Here is a 26,911-nt window from a genome sequence, read left to right on the forward strand (position 1 = left end):
TGTGCAGCGGTAATGGGAAAATCATTTGATCTGTCATTGGTTCTGGATTTCATCCCGGAACTGCTACGGTATTTGCATATAACACTGATTGTACTGGGTGGTTCCATTGTGCTCGGACTGGTGGGCGGCGTGCTTCTGGCCGTTCCCCGGCTGTACCGGATTCCGGTACTAAGCCAGCTGGCTACCCTGTACGTCTCATTCATGCGTGGCACACCGATCTTGATCAAGTTATTTCTGGTGTACTACGGACTTCCCGAACTGCTGAAACCAATTGGCATCGACCTGTCGAGAACCGACCCGTTGCTATTTGTCATTGTGACCTATGCGCTTAGTGATGCGGCCTCCTTTGCCGAGATCTTCCGTGGAGCAGTACGCAGTGTGGACAAAGGTCAGACGGAAGCAGCCTACGCTGCGGGCATGACGACATTCCAGTCGTTTCGGCGGATTGTTGTTCCGCAGGCACTGATTGTTGCTTTTCCGAACATGGCTAATACGTTAATCGGTTCATTGAAGGATACGTCACTGGCGTTCTCCATCGGTGTCATGGATATGGTGGGCAGAGGGCAGACGCTAATCTCGGCTACATCGCATGCGCTTGAAGTGTATATCAGTCTGTCCGTAGTCTATTATGTCATTGTCATTGTACTTGAAAAAGGGTTCGCCGTTGCAGAACGCAGACTTCAGCGTCATGAACGCAAAAGAGTCGTACACAAGTCGGCAGTTCGAGCCGAACGCCTGAAACGAATAGCGGGGTGAGCATATGTCGATTGATCTCCAGTTTATCTATACATCCTTTTTTCAAATCCTGAAGGCATTGCCACTGACACTCGTCATTACGATTGTTCCGTTGATTACAGGCTTCGGGATAGGTCTGGCTACGGCTCTAATCCGTATCTATCGCGTGCGGTGGATACACCGCATTGCTGAATTCTACGTTTCTTTCCTGCGTGGGACGCCGATGCTGATGCATCTATTCCTCATATATTACGGTATTCCGATGATTATCGATCAATTGGCTGAACGTTATGGCTGGGCTTTCCAATCATCTTCGATCCCGATTCTCGTATTTGTGCTGATTGCCTTCTCGCTCACTGCGGGCGCCTATATGTCCGAGATTATCCGTTCGGGCATCCTTGCGGTAGATATCGGACAGATGGAAGCCGCTCACGCTGTAGGCATGAGTACATTCCAAGCTTTAAGGCGCATCATTATACCTCAAGCGCTTGGGGCGGTGTTACCCAATCTGTGCAGCATGTTTGTCGGGTTCCTGCATGGATCAACACTCGCTTTTACTGTGTCGCAGATGGACATACTCGGTAAAGCAGACGTGGTGGCATCCGTCAGTCTGAAATTTCTGGAGGCCTTTATCGCCGCAGCGTTCATCTACTGGGGGCTGACCATCATAGCCGAGCGGATCACGGCTTTGCTTGAGCGTCGGGTTGCCGTGTACAGCAAAGGAGGCGTGTCATGATTACATTAACGAACATACACAAAACATTTGGCAAACAGGAAGTATTGAAGGGGATTGATCTGACCGTGGAGCAAGGCGATGTTGTAGCGATCCTTGGACCGAGCGGTTCAGGCAAAACGACATTGCTCCGCTGTGTTAATTTTCTGGAACGTCCCGATGAGGGCGAGGTTCAGATCAGTGGATTGACCGTCGATTGCAAGCATGCGCGCAAACATGACATTGTACAGTTGAGACGTAAAACGGCGATGGTCTTCCAGCATTATAATCTGTTCAAACACAAGACTGTGCTGGATAACGTCACCGAGGGATTGATTATTGCCCAGAAAATGTCCAAACCCGACGCTCGCGCTCGTGCCTTGCGTGTGCTTGAACAAGTTGGACTATCTGCCAAAATCAATGAGTATCCGAGTATGTTGTCCGGTGGACAACAGCAACGGGTGGGTATTGCCAGAGCACTGGCACTGAATCCCGAAGTCATTCTGTTTGATGAACCGACCTCGGCGCTGGACCCCGAGCTTGTGGGTGAGGTATTGTCTGTCATCCGCTCCATTGCTCAGGAGGGGATTACCATGATTGTGGTGACCCATGAAATGGGGTTTGCCCGTGAAGTGGCGAATCGTGTTGTTTTCATGGACGGAGGTTCCGTTGTAGAGGAAGGAACACCGGAAGAAGTATTTGTGCGTCCCAAGCAGGAGCGTACTCGCCAATTCCTCAGTCGATATTCTTCCGACTGGAGTTACGTCATTTGACGATATAGGCGCAAGCTGTAGTAACTGACGATCCCGGCCCGGCATATGCTGTAACAGGCAAATGCTGATAGGCCGGGTTTTTCTTTGGGTGAAGCAGGCCGTGACGGTAAGGAGGAGGACCATGCAGAGCAAAATTGATGAAATCATCACACATATTGCACATTCTCACCAGCAGATCGCACGAGTGCTGGATGCCAAACGCCAAGTCGCTGTACGCATGTCTGAAATCATTAATCATTTGCCAGATATCGAACCGGAGCTGGATGGCGTTGACGGTCTGCTGGATAGCTCGGGGCAAATCAACAAAAGCATTATTTCTTACTTGGGAGGCCTTGCAGATCTGGAAGAGGCTGTCGCCGAAACGCTGACCCAGGTCATGCGGGAGATCGCGGTTCAAGAAGAAGAATAAGCCCGGAAGGCGGGTGAAGGAGCATGAGCAGAGAACAGAGCCTCATTCTGATGCTGGATGCAGCAGCCAAGATGCAGTGGAATATTGCCCTGATTCTGGAGGCAAAAGCGGTTGAGGCCGAGAAGGTACGGAACTGGACGCTGAATCATCTGAATGGGGATACCTTTCTGACGCATGGGGATCAGGTAGGTGAGCCACTCAAAATGCATGATCAGCTGGTGGAATTGCTGGAAGGACTGACCCGGATGGAAACCGGACTGTGTAACAATCTCAAAGCGGTGATGGTGCAGAGCGATAGCGAAGATGGCAGCGGTATGGACGGTGGCATGTTTGGCGGCATGGATCTGGGAGACTTGGGAAAATGAGTCTGATGCGGCGCGAGCAGGAAGCGAAACTGGCTCTCATTGAATCCATAGCACACAGTCAGGAGGCGTTGGCACGCATTCTGGACAGTGTAGCCAGCGTGACCGCTCATTCGGAAGTATCCGCCCGCAGTCTGGCCGAGAACATTCGTCTGCTGAGTCGCTATCAGGAAGAGATGTCTCGTATGGTTACGGGCATCAGGCTGGCCCGAATTCAGCATGGGGAGCCTGGCTTGCCTTGGCTCAAAGACCCCGGGTGTGCGATTCGTATCGTTCGGGACATACAGGAGGAATGTTGACATGTTAAAGAAGAAGAAAATACGACTGAGAACCAAAAGAGCTTTGGTAGCCCGTGGAGCCCGTCTGCGCAAAATCCGCAAGCTGCGTGCGCTCAAAGCGAAACGTGTCCTTCACAAACGCCCGATTAAAGGACGCAGTGCGTGGCTCAAAAAAAAGAAACGTACGGTGCGGCGGCACCGGAGTCCGAAGCCCGTGCAACCATTCGTCCCGGCTACCCCTACCGATCCGAACCCGGACACTGCGTACAGCCAGGGATACAACGAGGCGTACAACGAGGGATTCAACGCGGGTTTCGCCAAGGGATTCGAGGACGGACATCAGCTGGCGTACAAAGCACAGTAACCGAGTAGACACGATTATTCCTGCATGGAATGATATCTGTAACAGTGCCAGTTCAAAAAGACCGGTTTTCAGTACCGAGAAGATGGGATGAAGCTAGAAATGGAGTAGCGGAGCGTAGGGAAAACTACGTGAGCAACGGACATTTCGGCTGAATTCCATATTCGATGCTGATGATGCCGCTAGGCATCCTCCGTAATCAAAAGCGGACTTTTTGAACAACCTTTAACAGTAGACGATAGCCCGGGGGGACAGATCCCTCCGGGTTATTTGCATCGCCGCAGAAGCGGACATGCCCGTACAGGCGGATGTGGAGGGCAAGCGCCAATTTTGCGCCTTGCAGGACACCCGTCCATGATGCATCTGACCCCGAGGCATATCCTTTAGAGGGAAGACCAATCACGGGGAGAGTCTGGAAGTGAGATCTCCTGAAGGAAGACAGGGTGAAGAATGTGGCAAAACGAAGACACCGTCCGCTGACCGAGGCGAAAACAGCTTACCGCGGCGGATACGCAGAAGGCCGCAGATTTGGCGGCTGTCAGGCCATGATGGAGCGGGTGCAGATGTTTGAACCAACGCTGCATGACATGAAGGTGCTGTATATTCCGCAAGGATTCGATGCCATCGATGAAGGTGTCACCCTGGCCCTGCAGCAGTCTGTACGTGAATGTGTTGTTGGATCGCCAGCAACGATGTTGCAGGAAGCCAGTCAGCATCGGCCGGATGTAGTGCTCGTCATGAATGGTCTGCATGTATTCCCCGCAGATCATCTGGAGCAGGTGAATAGCATACGTGCACTCGGTATTCGAACAGCCGTGTGGTTTGTGGATGATCCGTATTTCACCGAAGATACAGCGACCCTCTGTCAGCACTATGATGTTGTGTTCACACATGAAGAGGCCGCTGTGCCATTCTATCTGGGACATGGAGCAGGCCGGGTCGTCTATATGCCACTGGCTGTGAATCCGGGCATGTTTCAACCGCGGCGCACGGCACCGCAGCATCAGTACGACATTTGTTTTATCGGTACAGGGTTCTGGAACCGGATTGCCTTGTTCGATGAGCTGGCCCCTTTTCTCGCAGACAAAAAAGTGTTCATCGCGGGTAGCCAGTGGAACCGGCTGGCACGCTTTGATATCCTTGGCCGATTCATCCACGAAGGATGGATTGATCCCGGAGCGACAGTGGATTATTACAATGGCGCCAAGATTGTCATTAACATTCACCGGACTTGCGAGAATGGGGAAGACAACCGCAATACGCATCATCTGGAAGGCCGATCCATTAATCCACGGACGTATGAGATCAGTGCCTGCGGCACGATGCAGATTACGGATGCACGCGGAGACCTGCCCCGTTATTATCAGCCGGGCTATGACATCGAGACGTTCAGCAATGCGGCAGAGCTTCAGCACAAGATCCACTATTATCTGAAACATGAAGAGGAGCGTCAGGCGATGGCATGGCGTGGACTTCTCACTACGATGAATCAGCACACGTTCACGCGTCGCATTGCTCAGTTGCTGGAACATCTGTAATCCCCATATGAAGTACAGCACCAACGAGAACCCTATCCCAAAAATAAAGGAGTGGCGGTATGTCTCTCAAACACCGTAAAACCAAAAAGGTTCATGCACCCGTACTCAGCCTGGCAGATCAAGCACGCAAAAATGGGCAACATGCCGGATATGATGCGGGTAAGGAAGAAGGATATTTGCGCGGTCGCGCCAACTATATTGTGAATTGTGCACAGGAACCATTGCCTTTCCGGCAGCTGCATGTGCTGTATGTATCTTCGGGTAAAGGATTCCCGTACTCCCCGCTGGATGAGGCTATTATGGCCACACTTCAGGGTATGGTAGCTCAGGTAACCCTCTCTGATCCGCGTCAACCGGTTTCCGAAATTGCACTGCAGACGCGCCCTGATCTGGTGCTTGTGCTGGACGGAATGGATATTCCCATCGAGCATATCGATGCAATTCGCCAAGCGGGCATTCAGACAGCGATCTGGCTCACGGATGATCCGTACTATACGGATATGACACTGGAGATCGTGACCCATTTTGACCATATCTTCACACTGGAATTGAACTGTATCGATCTGTATCGACAGACCGGCTGCGCGTCGGTTCACTACCTCCCATTTGCCGCTTTCACCAATCATTACTTCCCGATTACAACTCCTTCCCCGCTGAAACGGGATGTCAGCTTTATCGGCTCCGCCTACTGGAACCGGGTGTACTTCTTCAACCCGATCATGGCTCAGCTTATGTCACATAATACGGTATTTAACGGCATCTGGTGGGACCGTCTGCCCGACTATACCGCCTATGGCGAGAAGATTGAACTCGGCCGCTGGATGAGTCCGCAGGAGACCAATGATGTGTACAATGGCACCAAAATTGTCATTAACCTGCATCGATCCCACGAAGATGATTCCGTCAATAACAATCACCTCAAAATCCCGCCAGCCTCACCGAACCCGAGAACGTTTGAAATTGCCGCGTCCACGACGCTACAGCTGACCGATACACGGGATGACATTGCGCGTTTCTACAAACCGGGTGTGGAGATCGAGACATATTCCTCCCCGCAGGAGCTGCTCGACAAGGTGGAATATTATCTTACTCATGAGAAGGAACGCCGTGAGATTGCCCTTCGTGGACTCGAGCGTACACTGAAAGACCACACGTATGGCAAACGGATTAATGAAATGTTAACCATTATATTCCCTTAATTTTGGCCGGGAGGAGGTGTGCACAGTACCCTGTATCGGGATGTCCGCATACAGGGTCCGTGCGGCCATGGCAACGAAACCAAAGCTGATGTTGTTTTCCCATGTGTGCAACACCCGCAGCATTACGGGCGCAGAGAAGCTGCTGCTTCATTTTATGAGGGAGATTGATTCGATCTTTGATTGTGTGCTCGTAGCTCCGCAGGAGGGAAAGCTTGCGGGGCTTGCACGAAGATTCGGCATTCAGGTCAAAATATGCAATCTGCCGATGCTTCACGGTGTGTACACACCTTACCGGGGCATTGCAGACGATGCGGAGCATCTTCGCCATACACCCGCGTTTCAGGAGGCGGTCTCCCTGATTCGGGAAACCGCTCCTGATATGGTGTTAACGAACACCTGCGTCAATGTGATGCCGGCTGTAGCGGCTAAGTCGCTTCAGATTCCGGTCGTCTGGAAGATAACCGAGATCATTCACTCAAATGAGCATACAACCGAGGCGATCCAGATGATTGGCCGTTACGCAGACTGGATTATCGGTATATCCGAGACAGCGGTAGCCCCATTTCAAGAAGCTGGCATGGGTGACAAACTGACCATCATTTCTCCTACCTGGGAACCCGCGCTGCCAGCCCCGGACCGCTGGGTCCATCTGCGTGAGCGCAAGCGCAAGGAACTCGGCTTCAAGTCATCGCAGACCTGTATCGGTTATATTTCTTCCTTTATATATGATGCCAAAGGGTTGAAACCTTTTGTGGATATGGCCTTGAAGATCTGTGAGACGCATTCGCGTTGTCGTTTCTGGATCATCGGTGCACCCTCGGATAAAAAGTATTACGACGAGTGTGTATCACGGGTGAAGAAATCCGGCTATTCGCGCCGATTTACTTTCACCACGTTCGAAGAGAACGTATCTCTGGCGTATACCGCCATGGATATTGTGGTTATTCCGAGCATGGTCAAAGAAGGATTTGGGATGACCGCTCTGGAGGGGCTCTACTTTGCCAAACCGGTCATTGCCTTTGCCCAAGGTGGGCTGAAGGAATTGATGGAATCCGTAGGAAGTGATGCATTTCTGGCCCCGCCGGGGGATACCGAAGCGCTTGTTGCACTGGCAACAACCTTGCTGAATGATTCAGAGCTGGCCTCCGATACGGGGTGGCGCAATCGGACAGAAGCGGAAAGGCTCTACGGGATTGAAACCTACCGAACGAAATTGCATACGATGGTGACACAGTGGTTGTTACGTTTTCCCGGATGGTTTGCTTATATCCAGCCTCCGATTGGACCTGTGTACACATGGGGGGAGGGCGGATTACGCACGGTACTGGTTCTGGAGCCGGCTACGGTTCGGACACTGTTATTCCCACTGACCGTCATCCAGGCGTTGCCACTTTCCTCATTACCTCCGATCGCATTGGGTCATGATGCTCAGAGTGCCTCAGCTGCTCGCTCCGCTGCAAAGGTCATTCAACAGGGTGGCAGAGCGGGAAAACGTCGTCGCAAGTCACTTGCACCTCATTCTCGCCGAGATCGTGAGGGGCTGAGACGAACTTCGGGAACTGGCAAACGCAAGGGCAAACCCCGGAAAACGAAGGGACTGCGTCCGCATACTGGAAAATCGGCTAGTCGCAGACGCAAATCTGCCAAGGCGGGACGTAGCCGAGTAGGGCGCAAAGGTTCCAATACAAGATGAAGGCAGGGATTACGATGAAGATCATGACGGTGCTGGGTACGAGACCTGAGATCATACGACTCAGCCTGATCATTTCCAAGCTGGACCAGTACGCGTCCAACCATATTCTGGTACACACGGGACAGAACTTCACGGAAAGTCTCAGCGGTCTTTTTTTCAAGGAAATGGGCCTGCGTGCACCGGATTACGTTCTCCAGGATGAAGCGGCCTCCCTGGGACGGCAGCTGTCCTCGATGTTTACACAGATGGAAGATCTGATATTACAGGAGAAGCCCGATAAATTACTGCTGCTCGGAGATACCAATAGCGCATTGTGTGCTGTGCTGGCTGAGCGCATGGGCGTTCCTGTTATTCATATGGAAGCAGGCAATCGATGCTTCGACCTGGATGTGCCTGAGGAGAAGAATCGCAAGGTGATTGATGCTATCTCCACCATTAATATGCCTTACACGGAACAGAGCAAGAAACATCTGGTTAGCGAAGGGGTGCCCAGCAGGCGGATCGTGCTCACGGGCAATCCCATCTATGAAGTGATGCAGCACTATGACGCACAGGTAAGCTCCAGCAAAATACTCAAGAAGCTCAAGCTGAAGTCCGGGCAATACTTTTTGGTTACTGCCCATCGGGCTGAGAATGTGGATCACCCTCCTCATTTGCTGGAGATTATGAAAGGACTGAACCAGGTCGCTGAGGAACATGGGTTGCGTGTGATCTGTAGCATTCACCCACGAACAGCGATCCGGATTGCGGAACATTTGCAACTGGAGATGAACCCGCTGGTGGAGTTTCATGAGCCGTTTGGATTCTTCGACTTTGTAATGCTCGAACGTCATGCTCGCTGTGCACTCACGGATAGCGGTACCGTGCAGGAGGAGTGCTGCATTATGGGTGTACCGACCGTGACCATGCGTCGAACGACAGAACGCCCGGAAACAGTAGATTGCGGTAGCAATGTGGTCTCCGGTCTGGATGCGGCACGTATCGCCGATTGTGTGAAGGTCATGACTCAGATGTCTAGCGATTGGGACTGCCCGCAAGGTTACAAAGCAACAGACGTATCCAGTAAAGTGGTTAAATTTCTGCTTGGAGGGAAAATGCATGTTTGAAAATAAGCGTATACTCGTGACTGGCGGTACGGGATCATGGGGTTATGAACTTGTGGCTCAACTGCTGCCCCAGCAGCCCAAAGAAATTATTGTGTATTCCCGGAACGAGTCCAGCCAAGTGGCCATGAGTCGTGAATTTGAAGACTCGCGTCTTCATTTCCGGATTGGAGATATCCGTGACAAGGACGCCTTGACGGCTGCCTGCCAGCATGTGGACTATGTATTCCATCTGGCTGCGCTCAAGCATGTTCCGGTGTGTGAAGATCAGCCGTACGAAGCACTCAAAACCAATGTCATTGGTACACAGAATGTGATCGAGGCGGCTATTGAAAACAGGGTGAAAAAGGTTATCTATATCTCGACTGACAAGGCTGCCAATCCGTCCAACTTCTATGGAATGACAAAGGCCATCGGCGAGAAATTAATCGTATATGCGAACTTGTTACACAGCGATACCAAGTTTGTTACAGTGCGGGGCGGGAATGTATTGGGAACAAATGGAAGTGTGGTGCATCTGTTCAAAAATCAGATCCGCCAAAAAGGCCAGGTATCCATTACGGATATGAGCATGACTCGATTCTTTCTTACCTTGAAGGACGCGATTACCCTGCTGTTCAAAGCATCGGTGGAGAGTGTCGGTGGAGAGATCTTTGTCATGACGATGCCGACATGCAAAATCGTGGATCTCGCTGAAGTGTTGATTGAGGATTCCGGCGTGGATAACGTGGCCATTGTGGAACGTGGTATTCGCCCAGGTGAGAAAATTCATGAAATACTGATGAGTGAATTCGAGAGCATGACTACCGTTGTTTACGATGAGCAGTACCTGGTCATTCTCCCAACACTCGGTATACCGGGGCTACGTGAACATTACACGAATTGTCCTCCGGTCTCCTTCAACAGCTTCAGTTCAGAACATCAACTGATGACCAAAGAGGAGATTCGTGAAATTCTGAAACGCGGAGGATTCCTGTCATGAAACTGCTGATACTTGGTGGGAACGGAATGGCCGGCCATATTCTGGTCGACTATTTCCGCCGTCAAGGTGTACACAGCGTCTTCTACACAACTCGGGATGTCACGGACCCGTATGGTCTGCTCCTGGATGTGAACGACAGCTTCATGGTCGACCGAATGGTAGAAGCGGTGCACCCGGATGTGGTTATAAATGCTGTAGGTGTATTGAACAGCTTCGCAGATGAGGACAAAATTACCGCATATCATATTAACGGTTTCCTGCCGCATCGTCTGCGGCGGGTTGCGGATACGGTTGGTGCACGTCTGATTCATATCAGCACAGATTGTGTGTTCAGCGGGGACCGGGGAGCATACCGGGAAGATGATGTCACAGACGGGACCTCTGCTTACGCCATCACCAAAGCACTTGGCGAAGTTCAGGATGAAGGCCATCTGACGATCCGTACGTCCATCATTGGACCCGAGATTCGGAAAGGCGGCATTGGTCTGATGCAATGGTTTATGTCCAGGACAGGTGAAGTTGGCGGATATACCCGCGTATTCTGGAACGGTGTGACCACGCTTGAGCTGGCCAAATGGGTAGACCATTACCTGACTTCATCCGTTAGTGGTCTCATCCACCTGGCTCATCCGGTACCTGTGAGCAAGCATGACCTGCTTGTGTTGTTCAAGCAGACCTGGGATAAGCAGGATGTGACGATTGTGCGTGATGACAGTATGGTGCAGGACCGTACGCTGGTGTCCACTCGCGAGGATGTGAAGACAGACCTGCCGGATTATTCTACAATGCTGAAGGAGCTGGCATTATGGATGGAGCAGAGCTGACAGGCAAGAAAGTACTGATCACAGGCGCCTCCGGATTTACCGGGCGACATGCCGTGTCTTATTTTGGGGAAGCAGGTGCAGTGGTTGCAGCGGTAGTCCGGAGACCCGACGTGTATTCATTCGGTAAAGGCGCCCAAGTCCATGTCTGTGATCTGAATGATAAACAGCAAGTGCGTCATCTGATCGACAAGGTGCAGCCCGACTATGTGCTGCATCTCGCCGGCAAAAATTCCGTACCCGATTCGTGGGCAGACCCATTGTTGGTCCTGGAGACCAATGTAATGGCCGTTCTGTATTTGCTGGATGCGCTTCGCAGTTGTCCGGCAGCACGCACCGTTATTGTGGGATCAAGGTTAAAATATACGCCGGAACCCGGCCGGATTCCCCAGCCTCCGCACCCGTACAGTCTCAGCAAAGCACTGGAAGAGATGGTGTCTTTGTCCTGGATGTCGCTCTTTGGACAACAAATTATGTTGGCGGAGCCGGGCAATCTAATCGGAGCCGGTCCATCCACAGGTATCTGTTCACTGCTTGCACGTCATATTGTTGCCTGTGAGCAGGCGGGCAAAACCGAGGCATTCCGCCTGTCCGGGCGAGATAGTACTCGTGACTTTCTGGATGTGCGGGATGCCGTTAGGGCATATGCGACTCTCTTGGTACACGGAACCAGTGGTACGGTATATCCTGTGGTGTCCGGAGTCGAGCGCAGTCTTGGTGAAATTGCAGATCTGCTGTTGTCCATGACAGAAGCAGAAGTCCCTGTTCGCTGGGATGGAGCGTCTTCCGGTCCGGATGGTGCGGGGAAGCAGGAGGAATTATCATTGCTGCGCAAGATAGGCTGGCTGCCGCTGATTCCATTTGCCACATCGCTACAGGATATTCTGAATGATGTTCGTGCCCAGCAAGGGAGGACGACAAGTTGAGTCCAAGAGTGTCCATTGTGATTCCGTTCTACAACTGCCCTTACGTGCCACAGGCGATTCAGAGTGCACTGAACCAGACGTATCCTGATGTGGAGATCGTTGTCGTGAACGACGGCGCTACCCGGCATGCGGAGTTGCTTCAGCCCTATCTTCCATATATTAATGTGCTTGGCAAAAGCAATGGAGGTACAGCTTCGGCACTTAATCATGGCATCCGCCATGCCTCTGGTGAATATGTGGTTTGGCTTAGTTCGGATGATTATCTGTACCCTGATAAAATCCGGCATCAGCTTGCGTTTATGCAAAGCGAGAATGTGCTGGTTTCTCATACGAATTTTCATTACATCAATGAACATTCTGCCGTGACCAAGTTGAACGGAGGAGCTGAACCGATGGCCGATCTGGATTGGCTGCGATTGTTCGTTAACGGCAATCCGGTCAACGGTTGTACCGTCATGATCCGCAAGGATCTGTTCAGCGGGGTAGGTCTGTTCGATGAGCTGCTGCCATATACGCACGATTTGGATCTCTGGCTGCGTATTCTTCTGAACGGTCATCGTTTTCCTTACCTGAACGAGCCACTTACTGCGTATCGTTGGCATGGAGGAATGGGATCAGTTCGTCATGCGGATGTCATCGGCAGAGAGGCATCCATGGTATGGTCCAGATATCGTGAACCGTTATTGCAGCGTATAGCGGCGCTTGGCGGGTAGCGTAGGAGGGCAGTTATGAGGCCGCAAGGTGGCTGATTAACGCCCTCTTTGCGCAGCAATTTTGCCGAAAATAGTGACGGTGGGAGAGCGATTGACGGTTCTTATATCACACGCTTCAGTATGCAAGTTTAGCGAGCCGATATGCTGGCCATCCGTATTGAAATGTGCTTATACAGCACTACAGATGTCCGATACCGATTGAAACGTTCTTCATATAATAGAGAAAAAGCAATGGCTGTGCAGAGACAAGCGGAGGAAGGGGAGGCCCGAATGGAGCCGAAAGTATCGATCGTCATTCCTTTTTATAATTGTGCGTATATCGAGCAGGCTGTTCACAGTGCCATTCACCAGACGTATCCGCATATTGAAGTCATCGTGGTGGATGATGGGTCAACGGAGCACGTGGAGAAGCTACAACCATTCATGGATTCTATCTGCTATATTCGCAAAGAAAACGGTGGAACCGCAACAGCATTGAACGAGGGGATCAAGCAGGCGACAGGGGAATATTTTGTCTGGCTCAGTTCAGATGATGTCATGCTGCTGGATCGGGTGGAGAAGCAACTGAAGTTTATGCGCGAGGTCAAGGCTTCATTCTGTCACGGTGCCTACCATTATGTGAATGCAAACAGTGAGTGGTTGGATACAGTGCAGCCTGAAGTGGGGAGCCGTCTGGAGATGTTGCAGGTACTGCTCGAAGGTTGTCCGATCAACGGCTGTACTGTCATGGTAGAGATGGATGCATTTGAGCGGTTTGGCTTGTTCGATACCGATTTTCGCTACACGCATGACTATGAGATGTGGATGAGACTATTTCCGATGTATGAGCTGTTCTATTACAATGAACCGCTGATGTGCTACCGTTTGCATGAGTCGATGGGGACCAAACGCCATTTCAAAGCACTGGTGGCCGAGATGGAGCGGGCTCAGGCGAAGCATCGTCCAACGCTGCTTAATCTGCTGCATGTGGGCGGATATTGGAAGTAAGAATATTTAACCGAGTGCAAATTCCATATTGAATACCGGCGACTTAAATTTGCCAAAATTCATGCTGAAAAAGGAGCAGCCTGCTTATAAACTGCAGACTGCTCCTAGATTATAGAACTAACGGTTACCGTTAGTTTAATGAATTAATCATGTGATGTTAATTTTTCACCGATCCGATTAGAACTTTAAAGTCCATAGTGACCTGCTTCAGATTCAACTGAAGAACTTTTTCAATGCGCTCTTCAGAAGTCCCCCATGATAATGGCGTCATACCCAACAACGGTTTGATTAATTGTGTATTTAAGTTCACCTGATATTGGATGCTCTCAACATCAATTAAATTGAATTGTTTCTTGAAGTGGTTGATTGTAAGTGAATTGGAATAATTTTGCTTCTTAGACCCCATATAAAGGATTTCTCTTAACTCTTTTAGATAGTCCTGAGTAGGCACGACTTTAATCACCAAACCATGATCACTTAATAACCTCTGAAATTCCGAATAATTGGCTGGCGAAAGGATGTTCAAAATGAATTCGAACTTTTGACTTTGAAAGGGGCAGTTCGCAATATCCGTGACACACCAGATAGCATTTGGATTTTCTGCTGCAGCAGAACTAATTCCCTCTTTAGAAATATCGATTCCTACAGCCAATAGATCCATAGGTTTTGTTCGATTTATTTCGGTGTGTATGTTATTTAAGTGAGACCCCTCTCCACAACCTGCATCTAGCACCCTTATCGGCTCATTGCTCAAATGGTTATTCATTATAATCTGACTTACCGCACCATATAATGGATTGAATATACCGTCTTTACTGATTAATCTTCTGTACTCAAAAATCTTTTTATCATATTTCGTACGCATACCTCGGGACAATAAGTTTACATATCCTTGCTTTGCTATATCGAAACAGTGATGATTGCTGCATACTAAACTCTGTAAATAGACAACTTGCATTGTTTTTTTACATAACGGACATCTAAATATGTCTTGATGCTTTTCAAGTATTGCAGCACTGATTAACTTTTTACTTTTTTGGAACACAAAGAAGCACCCTCTCATTCATAATAGGTGAATGGAAAAAGGCACAGTCAAACAAACCCTAGCTATTTTGTCAAAATTGCCGGGTTATGTGATCTGCACCTTACATTACCTATAGCGAATGAATTGGATGATCATGGTCAAACTCTCCTTCATGAAATACATTTTGAACACTATTAGTTTAACATGTTTCGCTTATATAAAAATACCTGCACGAATAATTCCCTGTATAATGAAACGTAATTGTACACAGAAGGGAATGGACTATGCGCAGATATCAATATCTTAAACCTAACTATTAATAAACTGATGGAGGTAAAAGTATTGATTACAGAGTTACACACAGAACGGTTACAATTGCGAAAAATGAAAGTAGCGGATTCGGCCAGTTTGTTTAAGATTTGGTCTGATCCGGATGTTACGAAATTTATGAATGTTAGTAGTTTTACGGATGAAAATCAAGCCATAGCAATGATTAATCTTCTGGAGGAGCTTTCTCAGGAAAACAAGGCTATCCGGTTCTCTATCATTGTACAAGAGTCCAATGAAATCATTGGTTCCTGTGGTTATAATTCGCTGGATTTTGAAAATCTAAAAGCAGAGATTGGGTATGACATTGCCAGATCCCACTGGGGGAAAGGATACGCTACAGAAGCGATCTTTTCTTTGTTAACTCACGCATTCTCGACTTTGAAGCTGAATCGAATTGAAGCAAAGGTTGATCCCGAGAATGTGAATTCGATCAAGCTTTTACAGAAGCTTAATTTTACATTTGAAGGAACACTTAGAGCATACGAGAGGACGGGCGAAACGTTCAACGATCTGAGTATGTATTCCAAATTGGCAGCAGATTAAAAAGATCAGGATTTTCCCTAGTTCCAAGCCTTTCGAGCTGGAAAACTGACCATGATGGACGAAATAACGTCTCTGTGATTCGTTATAAGTCAGACATGCGCAAAAGAAAGCAAATAGCGTGTTCTGGATTCGTTAGACACATGAAAGTAAATAAGGGGTGTCCCCTGTCATTCTTATGACATATGGACAGCCCCTTGTTTGGTATTCAGGCATGTTATTTAAACATGGCGTGGTAGTGGAAACTTAATCTTTTGAATTCAGTATCATCATGGATGCAGGATCAGGAAATACGTATCCTTTGGGAAGCTTCTTCATCAGTTCATTCATTGTAGCGTAATCCACGTCAATGTGAGGGGTGGAGACAGGCGTAGAGAACCAGCGATTGTACAAATCACTAGGCACAAGCAGTGTCATATGGAATGCCCTCCTCTATAAATGGCTTCCTGGTAGACATGTAATGTACGAAGTCCCATCTCTTCCAGAGAGCGGTTTTGTTCGGCCCAGGCTTTGGCCGCAGCCCCTACTTGTTTACGGGTAATATCATCCTCCAGAAGTGCATGCAGCAGTTCACGGAGGGAATCAACGTCCTGCGGAGGAACGACCCATCCTGTACGTCCGGGTTCAACCATCTCAGGCATGCCGGCTGTACCACTGACGATAACGGGTACACCCGCGAGTTGTGCTTCGGTCACGGAGAAAGGTTGCGTGTCCTGCAGACTTGGCTGGACATAAATGTCGGCATGTCGCAGGAAGGAAGGAATATTGTCCAGCTTGCCCCAGAACACAACATCGGCTGAAATACCAGCCGCCGTGGCCTGGGCCCGCAATTCATCAAACAGATTGCCTTCTCCTGCGATCCAGCAGACCCAATCAGAACGTTTACTTTTCAGACTGGCTAAGGCTTGGATTAACACATGAACGCCCTTGATATATTCAAGCCTTCCTGTAAAGGCGATGACTTTCTTGCCGGTGGGTGGTCGCTGGCGGAACTTCGTCGCTGCTAATGCACGGTAGGCCGGTAGATCCACGGCATATGGGATTATCCGGAACTTCGATTCGGGAACCGCAAGCTCTGTAAGCGTACTCTTGATCCAATGACTGGACACCAGAATGAGCTCAGACAGGGCTGCACTTCGTTCTTCCAATGAGAGAAAATAACGTCCGCGTTTCGATTGCAAATATGCAGGGAGGGTTAGCTGCGGGTTGGAATTTTGAGCATCATAGAAGGCTTCGCGTGCAAGTGCTCCATGATAACTGGTGACAAGCGGGATATTGCGGTTCAAGATGCGTTTTATGGCGACGGCAGCTACCGGATCTTGCGCATGGATGACATCATAGTGGTCCACCCCGAGATAAGCGGCGGCCATCTCGAAGGCATATCTGTTCAATTCATAATAAGCCAGAAGAGGATCAGCTGTGAATTGTGGCAGATCGGTCGGATTGAGCTTCGCTTGCAGCATAGGCCACACTTTATCCTTGGAGAATGCCCGGTTCAGATTACGAATATATACTTCGTTATTGGCACCATTCGTGCCCATGATATCAACTTCAACACCAAGTGTGATCAGCCTGTCAGCCAGCTGTTTGACATATGTCCATATTCCACCCATATGTGTAAGCTCCCAATACGTAACGAGCAGAACTCTCATAGCTACCTCCTTGTCACGGCCTCCATAGGCCGAGCTTCTATCCTTTTATTCTATGAAAAAAGAGGACCGGAAGGTCGGGCATTTCCGTTTAATTGCTTGGAAATGGGTGAATGCAAATGGCAATGGACGAGAGGAAGCATATCCTATCTACAGGAAGTTTCATGCAATGAAGGAGGGATCTATAGTGGCCGCATATGTACTCGAAATTCATGAGAATCTGCTACAGACTTTTGTTCCAGTGAAATATATAGACGTGGAATTAGCCTATGTTGGCGGAGAGGAAGGGACAGATGTATTTGTTGGTGGGGCCAGTATCAACGGGGAGCTATTCCGACATCTTTTTCATATCGGATCGGGATCGGGGGGAGCGGGTGGTAACCAGGTCATTCATAATCTGGATGTGTCATCCGAGCCTTATGAAATGAGGATCATCAGCAACAGTTCAGCACCGAATCATCTGGTTATTCGAATGTATTGCAGGAGTATTCACGGTCAGACGTTGGGCATACTGTCAGAATATCAGATGATTAAACTTGCAGATTGATATGGATATCATTGAATAGGCATGATCAGCCAATGTGTGGAACAGGGAAGTACCTGTTCCATTTTTTTGTGGTGCATTCATAGTAGAAAGTTCTAAAAAAATAGCTTGACAGCAAAGGTATTTTCATTAAAATTAGATCAGTGTTAAACGAAAGTTTAAAACGATAGTTTGAAATTAGCCGTAAAATATAGGCTGAGCAAGACGCAGAGATAAACCTGTGATCGGCTGGCTGGAAAAGAGTGTGGAGAACGTGAAAGAACAAACAACAGTATCCCAGGAGCCCGCAGAGTTTTCAATCAAAACGATTATACTGCCACTCTTGGCCATTATCGTCGGAATGATTATGGTCATTCTGGACAGCACGGTGGTGAACGTGGCCATTCCGAATCTGGTTCAATATTTTGAGACAGATCTAAAGACCATTCAATGGACGGTTACGGGTTATACCCTCGCTTTGTCTGCGGTTATTCCACTGGCAGGCTGGTTAACTGACCGGTTTGGTGCCAAAAGAGTATTTCTGTTCACGATTGTCATGTTCACCTTGGGTTCTGTATTATGCTCGATTGCTCAATCACCTGAGCAATTGATCATTTACCGTATCATTCAGGGCCTCGGTGGAGGCATGGTTGCTCCTATTGGTATGGCGATGGTCTTTCGTCTGGCTCCTCCTGAGCGAAGAGGCTCCATCATGGGTATGCTCGGAATTCCCATGCTGCTTGCCCCTGCATTGGGTCCGGTATTGTCCGGTTGGTTTATTGAATCACTGAGCTGGCACTGGATCTTCCTGATCAACTTGCCAATTGGTATTGCAGCTTTCATTCTATGTATCAAGTTCTTGCCTGATACGGATCGTGGACGCACGCCTGCACTGGATCTGCTCGGCATGATTCTGGCTCCAATTGCATTCTCGATGCTCGCTTATGGTGTGAGTGAGGGTGGAACGAGCTGGACATCTGCAACAACACTGACGGGTGTAATTGTGGGTGGTGTAGCGCTCATTTTGTTCATTATTGTAGAATTACGTCATCAAAATCCGTTGCTGGAACTCCGGGTGTTTAAATCATCTGACTTCTCGCGGGGGATTGTTCTCGCATGGGTGTCACAAGTGGCGCTGTTCGGTGCGATGATTCTGATCCCGCTCTATTTGCAGCAGATCAAAGGATACACTGCGCTGGAGACAGGACTTATTTTGCTTCCACAGGCTCTGGCTTCCGGCGTGGGTATGCCGCTCGGCGGTCGATTGTTTGATAAAATTGGCGCGAGACCTCTGGCTTTCGTGGGTCTGGGCATTATCTCGGGTGCATTATTTATTCTGTCCTCCATCACGGCAGAGACAGGTCTTGGTCTGATTATTACAGCTCTGGTTATGATGGGCCTGGGTATGGGCTTGTCCATGATGCCGCTCAATACGCATGTATTGAATGCCGCACCACGTAAGTTGGTTGGACGGGTTACACCGCTCACGGCTGCGGCACAGCAAGTGGTCGTATCCTTCGCAGTTGCAGGGCTTACGGGCTTCCTTACTTCAAGAATCGCAGACAATACAACAAGTACGGAGCCGACGGCTATAGTGCAAGGTCTGGTGGGTGGCTTCAATGATACATTCTTCCTGGCTGCTTGTATTGCATTGTTCGGATGTTTGCTCAGTCTGATCCTGCGCAAACCGAAACCAATGCCGAAGGAAGACCTTCAGAATGGCGACGAGCCTGATCCTGCAATGATGATGGGACACTAAAAATATCAACCCTTGTTAGAGGTTGTTCAAAAAGTCCGCTTTTGATTACGAATCATGCCTAGCGGCAACATCAGCATCGAAGTTGAAATTCAGCCGAAATGTCCGTTGCTCACGTAGTTTCCTACGCTCCGCTACTCCATTTCTATCTTCATTCCATCTTCTCGGTACTGAAAACCAAACTTTTTGAACACGTACTATTAAGGCAGTTCAGAGCATCCCTCTGAGCTGCCTTTTTGCGATCCTCAATGGAAAATACGCAAGGCGGTCATCATTTCACGGAAAGAAACGGCATACCGATCTGGTGAGAAAGACAAGCTCATATGCTGTCTGCCCTGGATGCGAATATATTCACGCAGTTTCTTGTTGTTCATGAGGTCCATTGCTTCGGAGACAGCTGCCATGACATTGCCAATCGGATAGAACTTTCCAGTCATGTTATGTGTGATAAATGAACGTACACCGTCCGAATCTGTACTGAGTACCGGGCAGCCACAAGAGATGGCTTCAGCGACGGCATAGCCGAACCCTTCAAGTAGGGAAGTGGATAACATGATGCCCCCTGAAGCGGCAATCATGGAATAGAAGGTAGGCATCTGAGAATGGGGAACATTGATGAAGATGCCAATCTTATCTTCAAGCCCGTATTCTGCCAGCATATGCCGGAAAATGACTTCATCTTCAGGATTAGCCAGAGTGGGATCGTGGAACAACCATAGTCTGGCTTGCGGATTTTTTTTGATGACTTCACTGGATATGGTTAGGTATTCACGCCAGTTTTTGTTGTGTTCGAGTCGGCCTACCCATGCGAGTACCGGATAGGGTGGGGTATCCACCAAGATCGGGGCAAAGGTGTCCGTATCCAGCATATTGGGAATCACAAACCGATGAAGCCAAGGGCAGATATGAATGAACATATCCAGCAGGTGGTCTGTGGGGGGCAAAACAGCAGCATCGCAGTGGGCTTGAAGGTAAGGTACAGCCATTTGGATGGTTTCCAGAGCCTGATCGCGCGTTCCAAGTCCTTGGGCTTCAAAAATAATTCGTCCGGTATAACCGAGTCCTCTCAAGCGGCCGGGCATAGCGATATCTGATGTGGCAATGATGGCATCATAATGATGTGTCTGAATTAAATGATGAATATCCTCGTCACTGGACGCGGTGAAAATGGGCGTATCACTGTTGTTTTGTAATCCCGATCCAGTGATGAGATACAATAAGTGCGCTTCTATGCCATGACGTTTCAGAACGGCGGTGCGCAGTCGATTTAACGTATCCACGCCACCGCTTGGAACATAAAACGTGAATAATACTTTCACACGATTCACCCTCTGACTTTTGGTCAGGAGCACATTCTCCTGTACTCTATGGTACGTTGGCTTTAAGCGCAGGGTGTGGGTGTTACTGCGAATGTTCACATTTTAGACAATTATTTTTAAGCTTTCTTTCAAGTGACATTAAGCTGAATTTAGGATAGTTCACGTAAGATACAAGGAACTTCCCGTGCCCAACATCTACTGTAATGATGGTGCACGGGTATTTTAACGGGAAAGGATGAATGATGTGCTCGAAGTGAAACAGGTCAGCAAAGTGTACGAAGGGCAGCGCGGCGTGCATCAACTCGATTTCACCATGGAACGTGGTGAGATTGTCGGGTTTCTCGGGCCCAATGGTGCCGGAAAAACAACTACAATGCGTATGATTACGGGCTATCTGCATCCAACCGCGGGTTCCATTATGGTGGATGGTGCATCGGTGCATGAGCAGGGCCAGCGTGTTCGTTCGAAGATTGGGTACCTGCCAGAAACGCCGCCCCTCTATCCGGATATGACAGTGCAGTCCTATCTCCGATTCGTAGCGAATCTGAGAGATGTCCCGGCCCGTGAGGTTAAGTTGCGGGTCAGTGAGATGGTTAGCAGATTGGGACTTCAGGGTCGGGAAAAACAATTGGTGCGTGGATTGTCCAAGGGGTACAAGCAACGTCTTGGACTGGCGGGAGCCATCATTCACAAGCCAGATCTGCTGGTCCTGGATGAGCCAACATCGGGACTTGATCCGAATCAGATTATCGAGATTCGGGATCTGATCCGGGAACTGGGCGAGAACCATACGGTACTGCTCAGTACGCATATTTTGCCGGAAGTGAGCACGCTCTGTAATCGAATGTTGATCATTAATCAGGGGCAGCTTGTGCTGGATGGTTCACCACAGCATTTCGGCTCAGCAATGGGGGATGAGTTCAAGGTTTCGATTGAAGTGAAGGCCACTGCTGAGCAACTACATAATGTGCTGACACCATGGGAGAAGGTACGGAGTGAAGTCATTCAGGCATCGGATACGAATACCGCCAAAGACACTTCACTTACATCAAGTTCAGTGGATACGGTTAAAATGCTGCTCACCGGAGAGAGCGCGGAAGATTTTCGGGAAGAGTTGTTCTACCTTTTGTCCGGTGCAGGATTACCGATACTGGAGATGAAGAAGGAGAATCTGAGTCTGGAGCAGATCTTCCTGAAGTTGACTACAACCGAAACAACAGACACGGACGTGAATTCGGCAGATGTGGATAAGGTTGCAGGGGCACAAACGGATCGGGACGTAACTTCGGACATCGACTCGTCGAGTATATCGGGAACATCAGCGAGTACATCAGAGGAAACTTCGCCCCATTCTCGCAAAGGGGAGGACTCCAAATGAGACGAATGATGGCGGTATGCAACAAAGAGCTGCAAGCTTATTTTCTGTCCCCGACGTCCTATTTTGCTTTTGCGGTATATGTACTGATGACCAGTCTGTTGTTCTACTCCAGCTTCGTGTATTATCAGCCGAGCATTGTCGATTATCGTCTCGTACTGGGGGACACGTTATCTATGCTGCTTTTTGTAGTTCCATTATTAACGATGCGACTCGTTGCAGAGGAATTCAGACAGGGAACGGATGAATTATTGCTAACTTCTCCGGCACGTGTCACAGAAATTATTTTCGGCAAATATCTCGCTGCTCTCGCCATTCTGGTCGTACTCATTCTGTGCAGTCTGGTGTACCCCCTCATCATGTCGTTCTATGGGACACTGGATATGACGACGGTATGGATGTCTGCGCTGGGTCTGTTCTTCCTCGGCGGAAGCATGATGGCGATAGGACTATTCGCTTCTACGTTATCCCAGCATCAGATGGTGTCTGCGGTCGCTGGTTTTATTATTTTGCTCGTTTTGTGGATGCTTGATTCATTCGCAGGCAATACGGGATCTGCTTTGCAACAGTGGCTGGATCCGTTTGCTCTGACCAACCGGTTCGACAGCTTCATGAAAGGTGTGCTCAGTGGACCGGATATATTGTATTATGTCACCCTTTCGGGTGTGTTTCTGCTGTTAAGCATTCAAATTGTGGAACGGAAGCGGTGGAGGTGAGAAAATGAAAAAATGGTTAAGTCATACCAACAGTACCGTGCTGTCCGTAGCGGTGATTGGCATCTTTATTTTGCTAACACTGTTCCTGAATTCACTTGGCGGTTTTCAGCTGGATCTAACCTCGAACAAACAATATACGTTATCTGACCAGTCTCTTACTGCGATCAAAAATGTGAAGGATGACGTCAACATTCTGGTGTTAACCGTCGAAAATACCAACAATACCGTCCTGAACCGTGAAGTCACGGATATGGTGGAGGAATACACGAAACGCAATAGCAAGTTGAAGCTAAAACAGTATAATCTGACGCAGGAACCTGCGCTTGCATCCAAATACGGCATAACTGGAAGTTCCATTGTTCTTGAGCAAGGAGATCAACACAAAGTGATTGATATCGCCAGTTTGTTCACCGCAACAGGCGACGGCAGTGATGGATCATATCAGTTCACAGGTGAGGAGAAGTTAACGCAGGCGTTAATGAATATGTCCTCTACCGAGATGCACAAAATGGTATTCCTGACTGGGCATGAAGAGCTGAGTCTCGCTCAGATGACTACGCTACAGTCCTCCCTGGAACAGAACAATGTGCAAACGGAGGAATTGCAGCTGAATCAAGCTGGCAAGGTTCCCGAAGATGCAGATGTGCTGGCCATTATTGGGCCACAACGTGATCTCAGTGATACCGAAATGAAGGCTATTCGCACGTATCTGAGTAATGGAGGCAAGTTGTTATTATCCCTCGGATTCGTGGAAGATATGAAATCCAGTTGGAAAAACATCGATGCCCTCATGGCTGACTATGGCGTTGTTGATGAGCATGCGGTCATGGTGGATAATCAGCAGGCCAGTACGATGGGGCCCCTCTGGGTGGTACCAGAGTATGGTACACATGCAATCACGGACAAACTCGCTGCCAGCCAATTGTATCCGATGTTGTCGCTGTCGATTGCGTTGACCAGCAAAGAACAGGATAAATATACACTTTCCCCATTAATTCATTCTTCGAATGATAGTTACGGTGAGACAAATATCGGCGGCTTATTGCAAAATGAAACGACCAATGATCCGGAAGAGGACATTCAGGGTCCAGTGGAACTAGGATATGCAGCCGATACGACGGATGGCCAACCGAAGGCGGTTATTCTGGGCTCGTCCATTTTCATGCAGGATTCGGAAATTGCGAATGGCGGTAATCGGGATTTTATTTTGAATACCGTGAACTATTTGAGTGAAAAAGAAGATGGATTGACGATTCGCCCACGGGTACAAGCCGGTTATGAGATGGCATATCTGAATGGTGAACAGGCCAGAACGATCTTCTTCGTGGCGATTGTCGCGTTCCCGCTTATCTTTGTTATAATCGGTGTACTCTTATGGTGGAGGCGCAGACGGGTATGAGAAAATGGGTTCCAACGATATTGGTGGTCATCGTACTGATTGTGGGTTGGGTGTACGCAGCCAGTCAAAATTATTTTCGGGAAGAAGAAGCGGTACAAGAAAAGTTGCTTGGCATTCAGTCCGGGGACATCCAATCTATCACGATACATGACACAACGGAGGATACAACTGGTGCAGTAGCATCGTCGACTGTAGAGCTTGAGAATGGCGTCTGGCAGATGGTTGAACCGAAAGCCTATCCTCTGAACGGTTACAGTGTAAGCAGTTGGCTGGATGCTCTGAGTGGTGCGAACCAGGAACTGTTGGTGGAAGAAGCACCGACGGATCTGAATAAGTACGGATTAGGAACAGATGCTACACGAATCGATATCAAACTAAAAGATAACCGGGAGATTAAACTGGCTATTGGCGGCCAGCTTCCAGCAGATGATGCACGTTATGTGCGCGTTGATTCGGGCCCCGTGGTTGCCGTGCAGACAGAGACGATGACCAACATCAACTTGTCACGTCGTAATCTGTTGGATACAACCCCTTTTAACATGGATGAGACGAATGTTGCTTCTCTGGAGTGGGAGGGTGAAGCTGCCACCTGGATGTTGAAATCGACATCGGGGGATGGTGCGGCAGAGCAGGTCTGGACACTGAATGGAAAATCCATTGAAGCCACAGATGCCGTATCGCTCATTGGCAAAATCAAAAACCTGTCTACAGCCGATGATGTGCGCAAAGCTTCGGAGCTGAAGGGTACTGTTCCCCGATTCACCCTGTCTGTTGAACAGACGGTAAGTGGGCAACAAGTTCGAGATGTGTACCGGGGGCTTACACTGCCATCCGAACCGGATCAGATCTGGGTCATTACGCCGGATGGTCAGTGGGCATATGTCATGGATGCGACGAGTCTGTCGGAAGCGGAGAAATTCCCGGATACGATTAAAGCATCAACAACTTCTTCAGAAGAGTCATCGAATGCCGCAGATGAGTCAACGAATTCCTCATCAGACGAGGAATGAACGTTAAGTAAGAAAGTGAGTATGACAAACTTAAAATGAAATTCAAGTTACCTTAAGGCAGTGCTGCGAATAAGCGGCACTGTTTTTTTATAGGGAAAGGTACCATATCCTTTCAGCATATCGGTACGTACAGAAGCGCATCCTATCTTTGTGACCAAAACCAACAAACATTGGAGGATGAGTACATGCCAGCAGTCAAAAAGGCAACAGCTATTACGTTATCATTGTCTACTGCAATCTTTGTAATGGCCGGTTTGACAGGTTGTGGTACGAATCGGGATACCAACAATATGCATACGCAAAGTGTTCGTGAGCAATCCAACGGGATTAACCGTTATGGTGTGGAAACGAATGGCATGGATGGTATTCGTGCGCAAAGCTATCGTATGCATAATGTGACTGACCTGAAATCCAGTGAAGAGCTGGCCAAACGCATTACGGAGATGAAGGAAGTTCAATCTGCCCGTGTCATGCTAACGGATCGTAATGCGTATGTCGCTGTTCGTCTGACAGATGGTCATGCAGGCAAGTTGGATAACAAGTCGAATGGTCGTACGAGCATGCTGGGTGGAACGATGCGTAATCATGCCAGTGATACCATGCGTGGTGGAAACATGAATCAAGATATGGGTGGTATGCGTGTGAATGGCGGCACGGGAACCATGTCCCCATACAGTACCAGCGGAATTGCTCCAGGATTGAACACGGGCTCAGCAACAGATCGTGGGCATATGGGGAATGACCGCAGCATCTATGGCACGATGGGCACAGGTACAGTTGGTATGATGCGTGGTCTGACGAACAGTGGCAGAACTAATACGATGAACGAAGGAATGCAAAGTGAAGGCCAACGTGTAAATAGCACGGACGATAACACATCGGATGAGATCAAAGGTAAGATTTCAGCCAAAATCAAGCAGTTTGCACCGAACATCGAGAATGTATATGTATCAGCCAATCCGGAGTTTGTGGAGCATGTGGAGAACTATGCCACAGATATGCGTAATGGTAAACCGGTGAGTGGCATGATCGATACGTTCCAATCGATGGTAGAGCGCATTTTCCCAACGAACGGAACAGATACAAATAACCGTGATGGCATCCTTAACGATGGTCTGATGAACCGTAATAATAATGACGGCATGATGAATCGAGTGAACCGGTAGTTTAGAATCAGACAAATAACCAATGTGCCTTTGCGGGGATGACAACATCAGCTGCAAGGGCATGTTTGGTTTAAATAATTTTTACATAAAAAATTGGAACATGTTCTATTGGGACAGTGAAACACATAATTATTGCCCATTTTTCTTATAAAACTGAACCAACGCCCTTGACCTGACATAAGATGAGTTGACTGTATCCCCTTAACCTTGTTACACCAACACAACCCGAGCAAGGAGGGGTGAACATTGAAGGGTATCGATCATAAAAGCAAATTTTTGTTGACCCACCGTGAACGCGAAGTATTCGAATTACTAGTTCAAGACAAAACAACGCGTGACATCGCAGGGCAGTTATTCATCAGCGAGAAAACGGTGCGTAACCATATTTCGAATGTGATGCAGTTTGAAAATAATCGCATAATAGATATTACTCAAGGCAGTTACGTACAGAGTAGAAAGTGAGTTCGAGTAAATGGTATAATATCCCTATACAATCAAGGGAGATGGATACC

The 26,911-nt window shown here is 48.7% G+C and carries 29 protein-coding genes; 25 read left to right on the top strand and 4 right to left on the bottom strand.

All coding sequences use genetic code 11. The features are described from left to right. Nucleotides 1-12: 12 nt before the first annotated feature. The 16 genes from AC4G47_RS05130 (at nucleotide 13) to AC4G47_RS05205 (ending at nucleotide 13,592) form a co-directional block, all read left to right on the top strand. A complete protein-coding gene (locus AC4G47_RS05130; protein WP_491105076.1) occupies nucleotides 13-756 on the top strand; it encodes an amino acid ABC transporter permease in 744 nt (247 codons plus the stop codon). 4 nt (nucleotides 757-760) lie between these two features. Beyond that, complete coding sequence (locus tag AC4G47_RS05135; protein WP_491105078.1) at nucleotides 761-1,471, top strand: amino acid ABC transporter permease; 711 nt, start codon at nucleotides 761-763, stop codon at nucleotides 1,469-1,471. Then, on the top strand, nucleotides 1,468-2,220 hold the full coding sequence (locus AC4G47_RS05140) for an amino acid ABC transporter ATP-binding protein (protein ID WP_491105080.1): 753 nt from the start codon (nucleotides 1,468-1,470) through the stop codon (nucleotides 2,218-2,220). Before AC4G47_RS05135 ends, AC4G47_RS05140 begins: the two co-directional genes overlap by 4 nt. 121 nt (nucleotides 2,221-2,341) lie before the next feature. After that, entirely contained in the window at nucleotides 2,342-2,629 is a 288-nt protein-coding gene (locus AC4G47_RS05145) for a hypothetical protein (RefSeq protein ID WP_017692509.1), read from the top strand. Between the two features lie 23 nt (nucleotides 2,630-2,652). After that, a complete protein-coding gene (locus tag AC4G47_RS05150) occupies nucleotides 2,653-2,994 on the top strand; it encodes an alpha-helical endospore appendage domain-containing protein (RefSeq protein WP_491105082.1) in 342 nt (113 codons plus the stop codon). Then, nucleotides 2,991-3,290 (top strand): hypothetical protein, encoded by a 300-nt coding sequence (locus AC4G47_RS05155; RefSeq protein WP_458123910.1) that lies wholly within the window; start codon nucleotides 2,991-2,993, stop codon nucleotides 3,288-3,290. Before AC4G47_RS05150 ends, AC4G47_RS05155 begins: the two co-directional genes overlap by 4 nt. Before the next feature lies 1 nt (nucleotide 3,291). Beyond that, nucleotides 3,292-3,633 (top strand): hypothetical protein, encoded by a 342-nt coding sequence (locus AC4G47_RS05160; RefSeq protein WP_458123909.1) that lies wholly within the window; start codon nucleotides 3,292-3,294, stop codon nucleotides 3,631-3,633. A 440-nt stretch (nucleotides 3,634-4,073) separates the two neighbouring features. Further along, nucleotides 4,074-5,168, top strand: coding sequence for a CgeB family protein (locus AC4G47_RS05165; RefSeq protein ID WP_491105085.1), 1,095 nt, complete (start codon nucleotides 4,074-4,076; stop codon nucleotides 5,166-5,168). A gap of 59 nt (nucleotides 5,169-5,227) precedes the next feature. After that, on the top strand, nucleotides 5,228-6,367 hold the full coding sequence (locus tag AC4G47_RS05170) for a CgeB family protein (protein WP_458123907.1): 1,140 nt from the start codon (nucleotides 5,228-5,230) through the stop codon (nucleotides 6,365-6,367). 67 nt (nucleotides 6,368-6,434) lie between these two features. Beyond that, the gene (locus tag AC4G47_RS05175; RefSeq protein ID WP_491105086.1) at nucleotides 6,435-8,060 is read left to right on the top strand and encodes a glycosyltransferase; all 1,626 of its coding nucleotides are present in this window, start codon (nucleotides 6,435-6,437) and stop codon (nucleotides 8,058-8,060) included. Between the two features lie 14 nt (nucleotides 8,061-8,074). After that, nucleotides 8,075-9,166 carry a non-hydrolyzing UDP-N-acetylglucosamine 2-epimerase gene (gene wecB / locus AC4G47_RS05180; RefSeq protein ID WP_491105087.1) on the top strand — a complete coding sequence of 364 codons (1,092 nt, stop codon included), beginning with the start codon at nucleotides 8,075-8,077 and terminating at the stop codon, nucleotides 9,164-9,166. Continuing rightward, entirely contained in the window at nucleotides 9,159-10,145 is a 987-nt protein-coding gene (locus AC4G47_RS05185; protein WP_491105089.1) for a polysaccharide biosynthesis protein, read from the top strand. The genes wecB and AC4G47_RS05185 overlap by 8 nt, the downstream gene beginning before the upstream one ends. Next, nucleotides 10,142-10,969, top strand: a complete 828-nt coding sequence (locus AC4G47_RS05190) for a dTDP-4-dehydrorhamnose reductase family protein (protein ID WP_491105091.1) — start codon at nucleotides 10,142-10,144, stop codon at nucleotides 10,967-10,969. The genes AC4G47_RS05185 and AC4G47_RS05190 overlap by 4 nt, the downstream gene beginning before the upstream one ends. Beyond that, complete coding sequence (locus AC4G47_RS05195; RefSeq protein ID WP_491105093.1) at nucleotides 10,951-11,892, top strand: NAD-dependent epimerase/dehydratase family protein; 942 nt, start codon at nucleotides 10,951-10,953, stop codon at nucleotides 11,890-11,892. The genes AC4G47_RS05190 and AC4G47_RS05195 overlap by 19 nt, the downstream gene beginning before the upstream one ends. Further along, nucleotides 11,889-12,605 carry a glycosyltransferase gene (locus AC4G47_RS05200; RefSeq protein ID WP_491105095.1) on the top strand — a complete coding sequence of 239 codons (717 nt, stop codon included), beginning with the start codon at nucleotides 11,889-11,891 and terminating at the stop codon, nucleotides 12,603-12,605. Before AC4G47_RS05195 ends, AC4G47_RS05200 begins: the two co-directional genes overlap by 4 nt. Before the next feature lie 270 nt (nucleotides 12,606-12,875). Further along, complete coding sequence (locus AC4G47_RS05205; protein WP_491105097.1) at nucleotides 12,876-13,592, top strand: glycosyltransferase; 717 nt, start codon at nucleotides 12,876-12,878, stop codon at nucleotides 13,590-13,592. 157 nt (nucleotides 13,593-13,749) lie between these two features. Here the strand turns inward: AC4G47_RS05205 and AC4G47_RS05210 are convergent, their stop codons facing one another. After that, entirely contained in the window at nucleotides 13,750-14,637 is an 888-nt protein-coding gene (locus tag AC4G47_RS05210) for a putative RNA methyltransferase (protein ID WP_491105098.1), read from the bottom strand. A gap of 321 nt (nucleotides 14,638-14,958) precedes the next feature. On the opposite strand from AC4G47_RS05210, the gene AC4G47_RS05215 reads away from it, so the two are divergent. Beyond that, entirely contained in the window at nucleotides 14,959-15,489 is a 531-nt protein-coding gene (locus AC4G47_RS05215) for a GNAT family N-acetyltransferase (RefSeq protein ID WP_491105099.1), read from the top strand. Nucleotides 15,490-15,732: 243 nt separating this feature from the next. Here the strand turns inward: AC4G47_RS05215 and AC4G47_RS05220 are convergent, their stop codons facing one another. Together AC4G47_RS05220 and AC4G47_RS05225 are read right to left on the bottom strand one after the other, a co-directional pair. After that, on the bottom strand, nucleotides 15,733-15,903 hold the full coding sequence (locus tag AC4G47_RS05220; RefSeq protein WP_458123896.1) for a hypothetical protein: 171 nt from the start codon (nucleotides 15,901-15,903) through the stop codon (nucleotides 15,733-15,735). Beyond that, nucleotides 15,900-17,138 carry a glycosyltransferase family 4 protein gene (locus AC4G47_RS05225; RefSeq protein ID WP_491105101.1) on the bottom strand — a complete coding sequence of 413 codons (1,239 nt, stop codon included), beginning with the start codon at nucleotides 17,136-17,138 and terminating at the stop codon, nucleotides 15,900-15,902. Before AC4G47_RS05225 ends, AC4G47_RS05220 begins: the two co-directional genes overlap by 4 nt. 184 nt (nucleotides 17,139-17,322) lie before the next feature. Here AC4G47_RS05225 and AC4G47_RS05230 point away from each other — a divergent pair, with 184 nt between their 5' ends. Then, a complete protein-coding gene (locus AC4G47_RS05230) occupies nucleotides 17,323-17,682 on the top strand; it encodes a hypothetical protein (protein ID WP_491105103.1) in 360 nt (119 codons plus the stop codon). Nucleotides 17,683-17,932: 250 nt separating this feature from the next. Then, nucleotides 17,933-19,417, top strand: coding sequence for a DHA2 family efflux MFS transporter permease subunit (locus AC4G47_RS05235; RefSeq protein ID WP_491105104.1), 1,485 nt, complete (start codon nucleotides 17,933-17,935; stop codon nucleotides 19,415-19,417). Between the two features lie 242 nt (nucleotides 19,418-19,659). Here the strand turns inward: AC4G47_RS05235 and AC4G47_RS05240 are convergent, their stop codons facing one another. Beyond that, nucleotides 19,660-20,733 (bottom strand): glycosyltransferase family 4 protein, encoded by a 1,074-nt coding sequence (locus AC4G47_RS05240; RefSeq protein WP_491105105.1) that lies wholly within the window; start codon nucleotides 20,731-20,733, stop codon nucleotides 19,660-19,662. 244 nt (nucleotides 20,734-20,977) lie between these two features. Between AC4G47_RS05240 and AC4G47_RS05245 the strand changes: the two genes are divergently transcribed. The 6 genes from AC4G47_RS05245 (at nucleotide 20,978) to AC4G47_RS05270 (ending at nucleotide 26,861) form a co-directional block, all read left to right on the top strand. After that, nucleotides 20,978-22,111: an ABC transporter ATP-binding protein gene (locus AC4G47_RS05245; RefSeq protein WP_491105106.1), complete on the top strand. Its 1,134-nt coding sequence runs from the start codon at nucleotides 20,978-20,980 to the stop codon at nucleotides 22,109-22,111. Continuing rightward, entirely contained in the window at nucleotides 22,108-22,824 is a 717-nt protein-coding gene (locus AC4G47_RS05250) for an ABC transporter permease subunit (protein WP_491105107.1), read from the top strand. The genes AC4G47_RS05245 and AC4G47_RS05250 overlap by 4 nt, the downstream gene beginning before the upstream one ends. Nucleotides 22,825-22,828: 4 nt before the next feature. Further along, entirely contained in the window at nucleotides 22,829-24,223 is a 1,395-nt protein-coding gene (locus AC4G47_RS05255; protein ID WP_458123889.1) for a GldG family protein, read from the top strand. Further along, nucleotides 24,220-25,233 (top strand): DUF4340 domain-containing protein, encoded by a 1,014-nt coding sequence (locus AC4G47_RS05260; protein ID WP_491105109.1) that lies wholly within the window; start codon nucleotides 24,220-24,222, stop codon nucleotides 25,231-25,233. The genes AC4G47_RS05255 and AC4G47_RS05260 overlap by 4 nt, the downstream gene beginning before the upstream one ends. Before the next feature lie 185 nt (nucleotides 25,234-25,418). Next, nucleotides 25,419-26,399: a YhcN/YlaJ family sporulation lipoprotein gene (locus AC4G47_RS05265; protein WP_491105110.1), complete on the top strand. Its 981-nt coding sequence runs from the start codon at nucleotides 25,419-25,421 to the stop codon at nucleotides 26,397-26,399. Nucleotides 26,400-26,645: 246 nt separating this feature from the next. Beyond that, complete coding sequence (locus AC4G47_RS05270) at nucleotides 26,646-26,861, top strand: LuxR C-terminal-related transcriptional regulator (RefSeq protein ID WP_491105111.1); 216 nt, start codon at nucleotides 26,646-26,648, stop codon at nucleotides 26,859-26,861. Nucleotides 26,862-26,911 lie beyond the last annotated feature (50 nt).

This window comes from Paenibacillus sp. Negev47 (genome assembly GCF_058313655.1).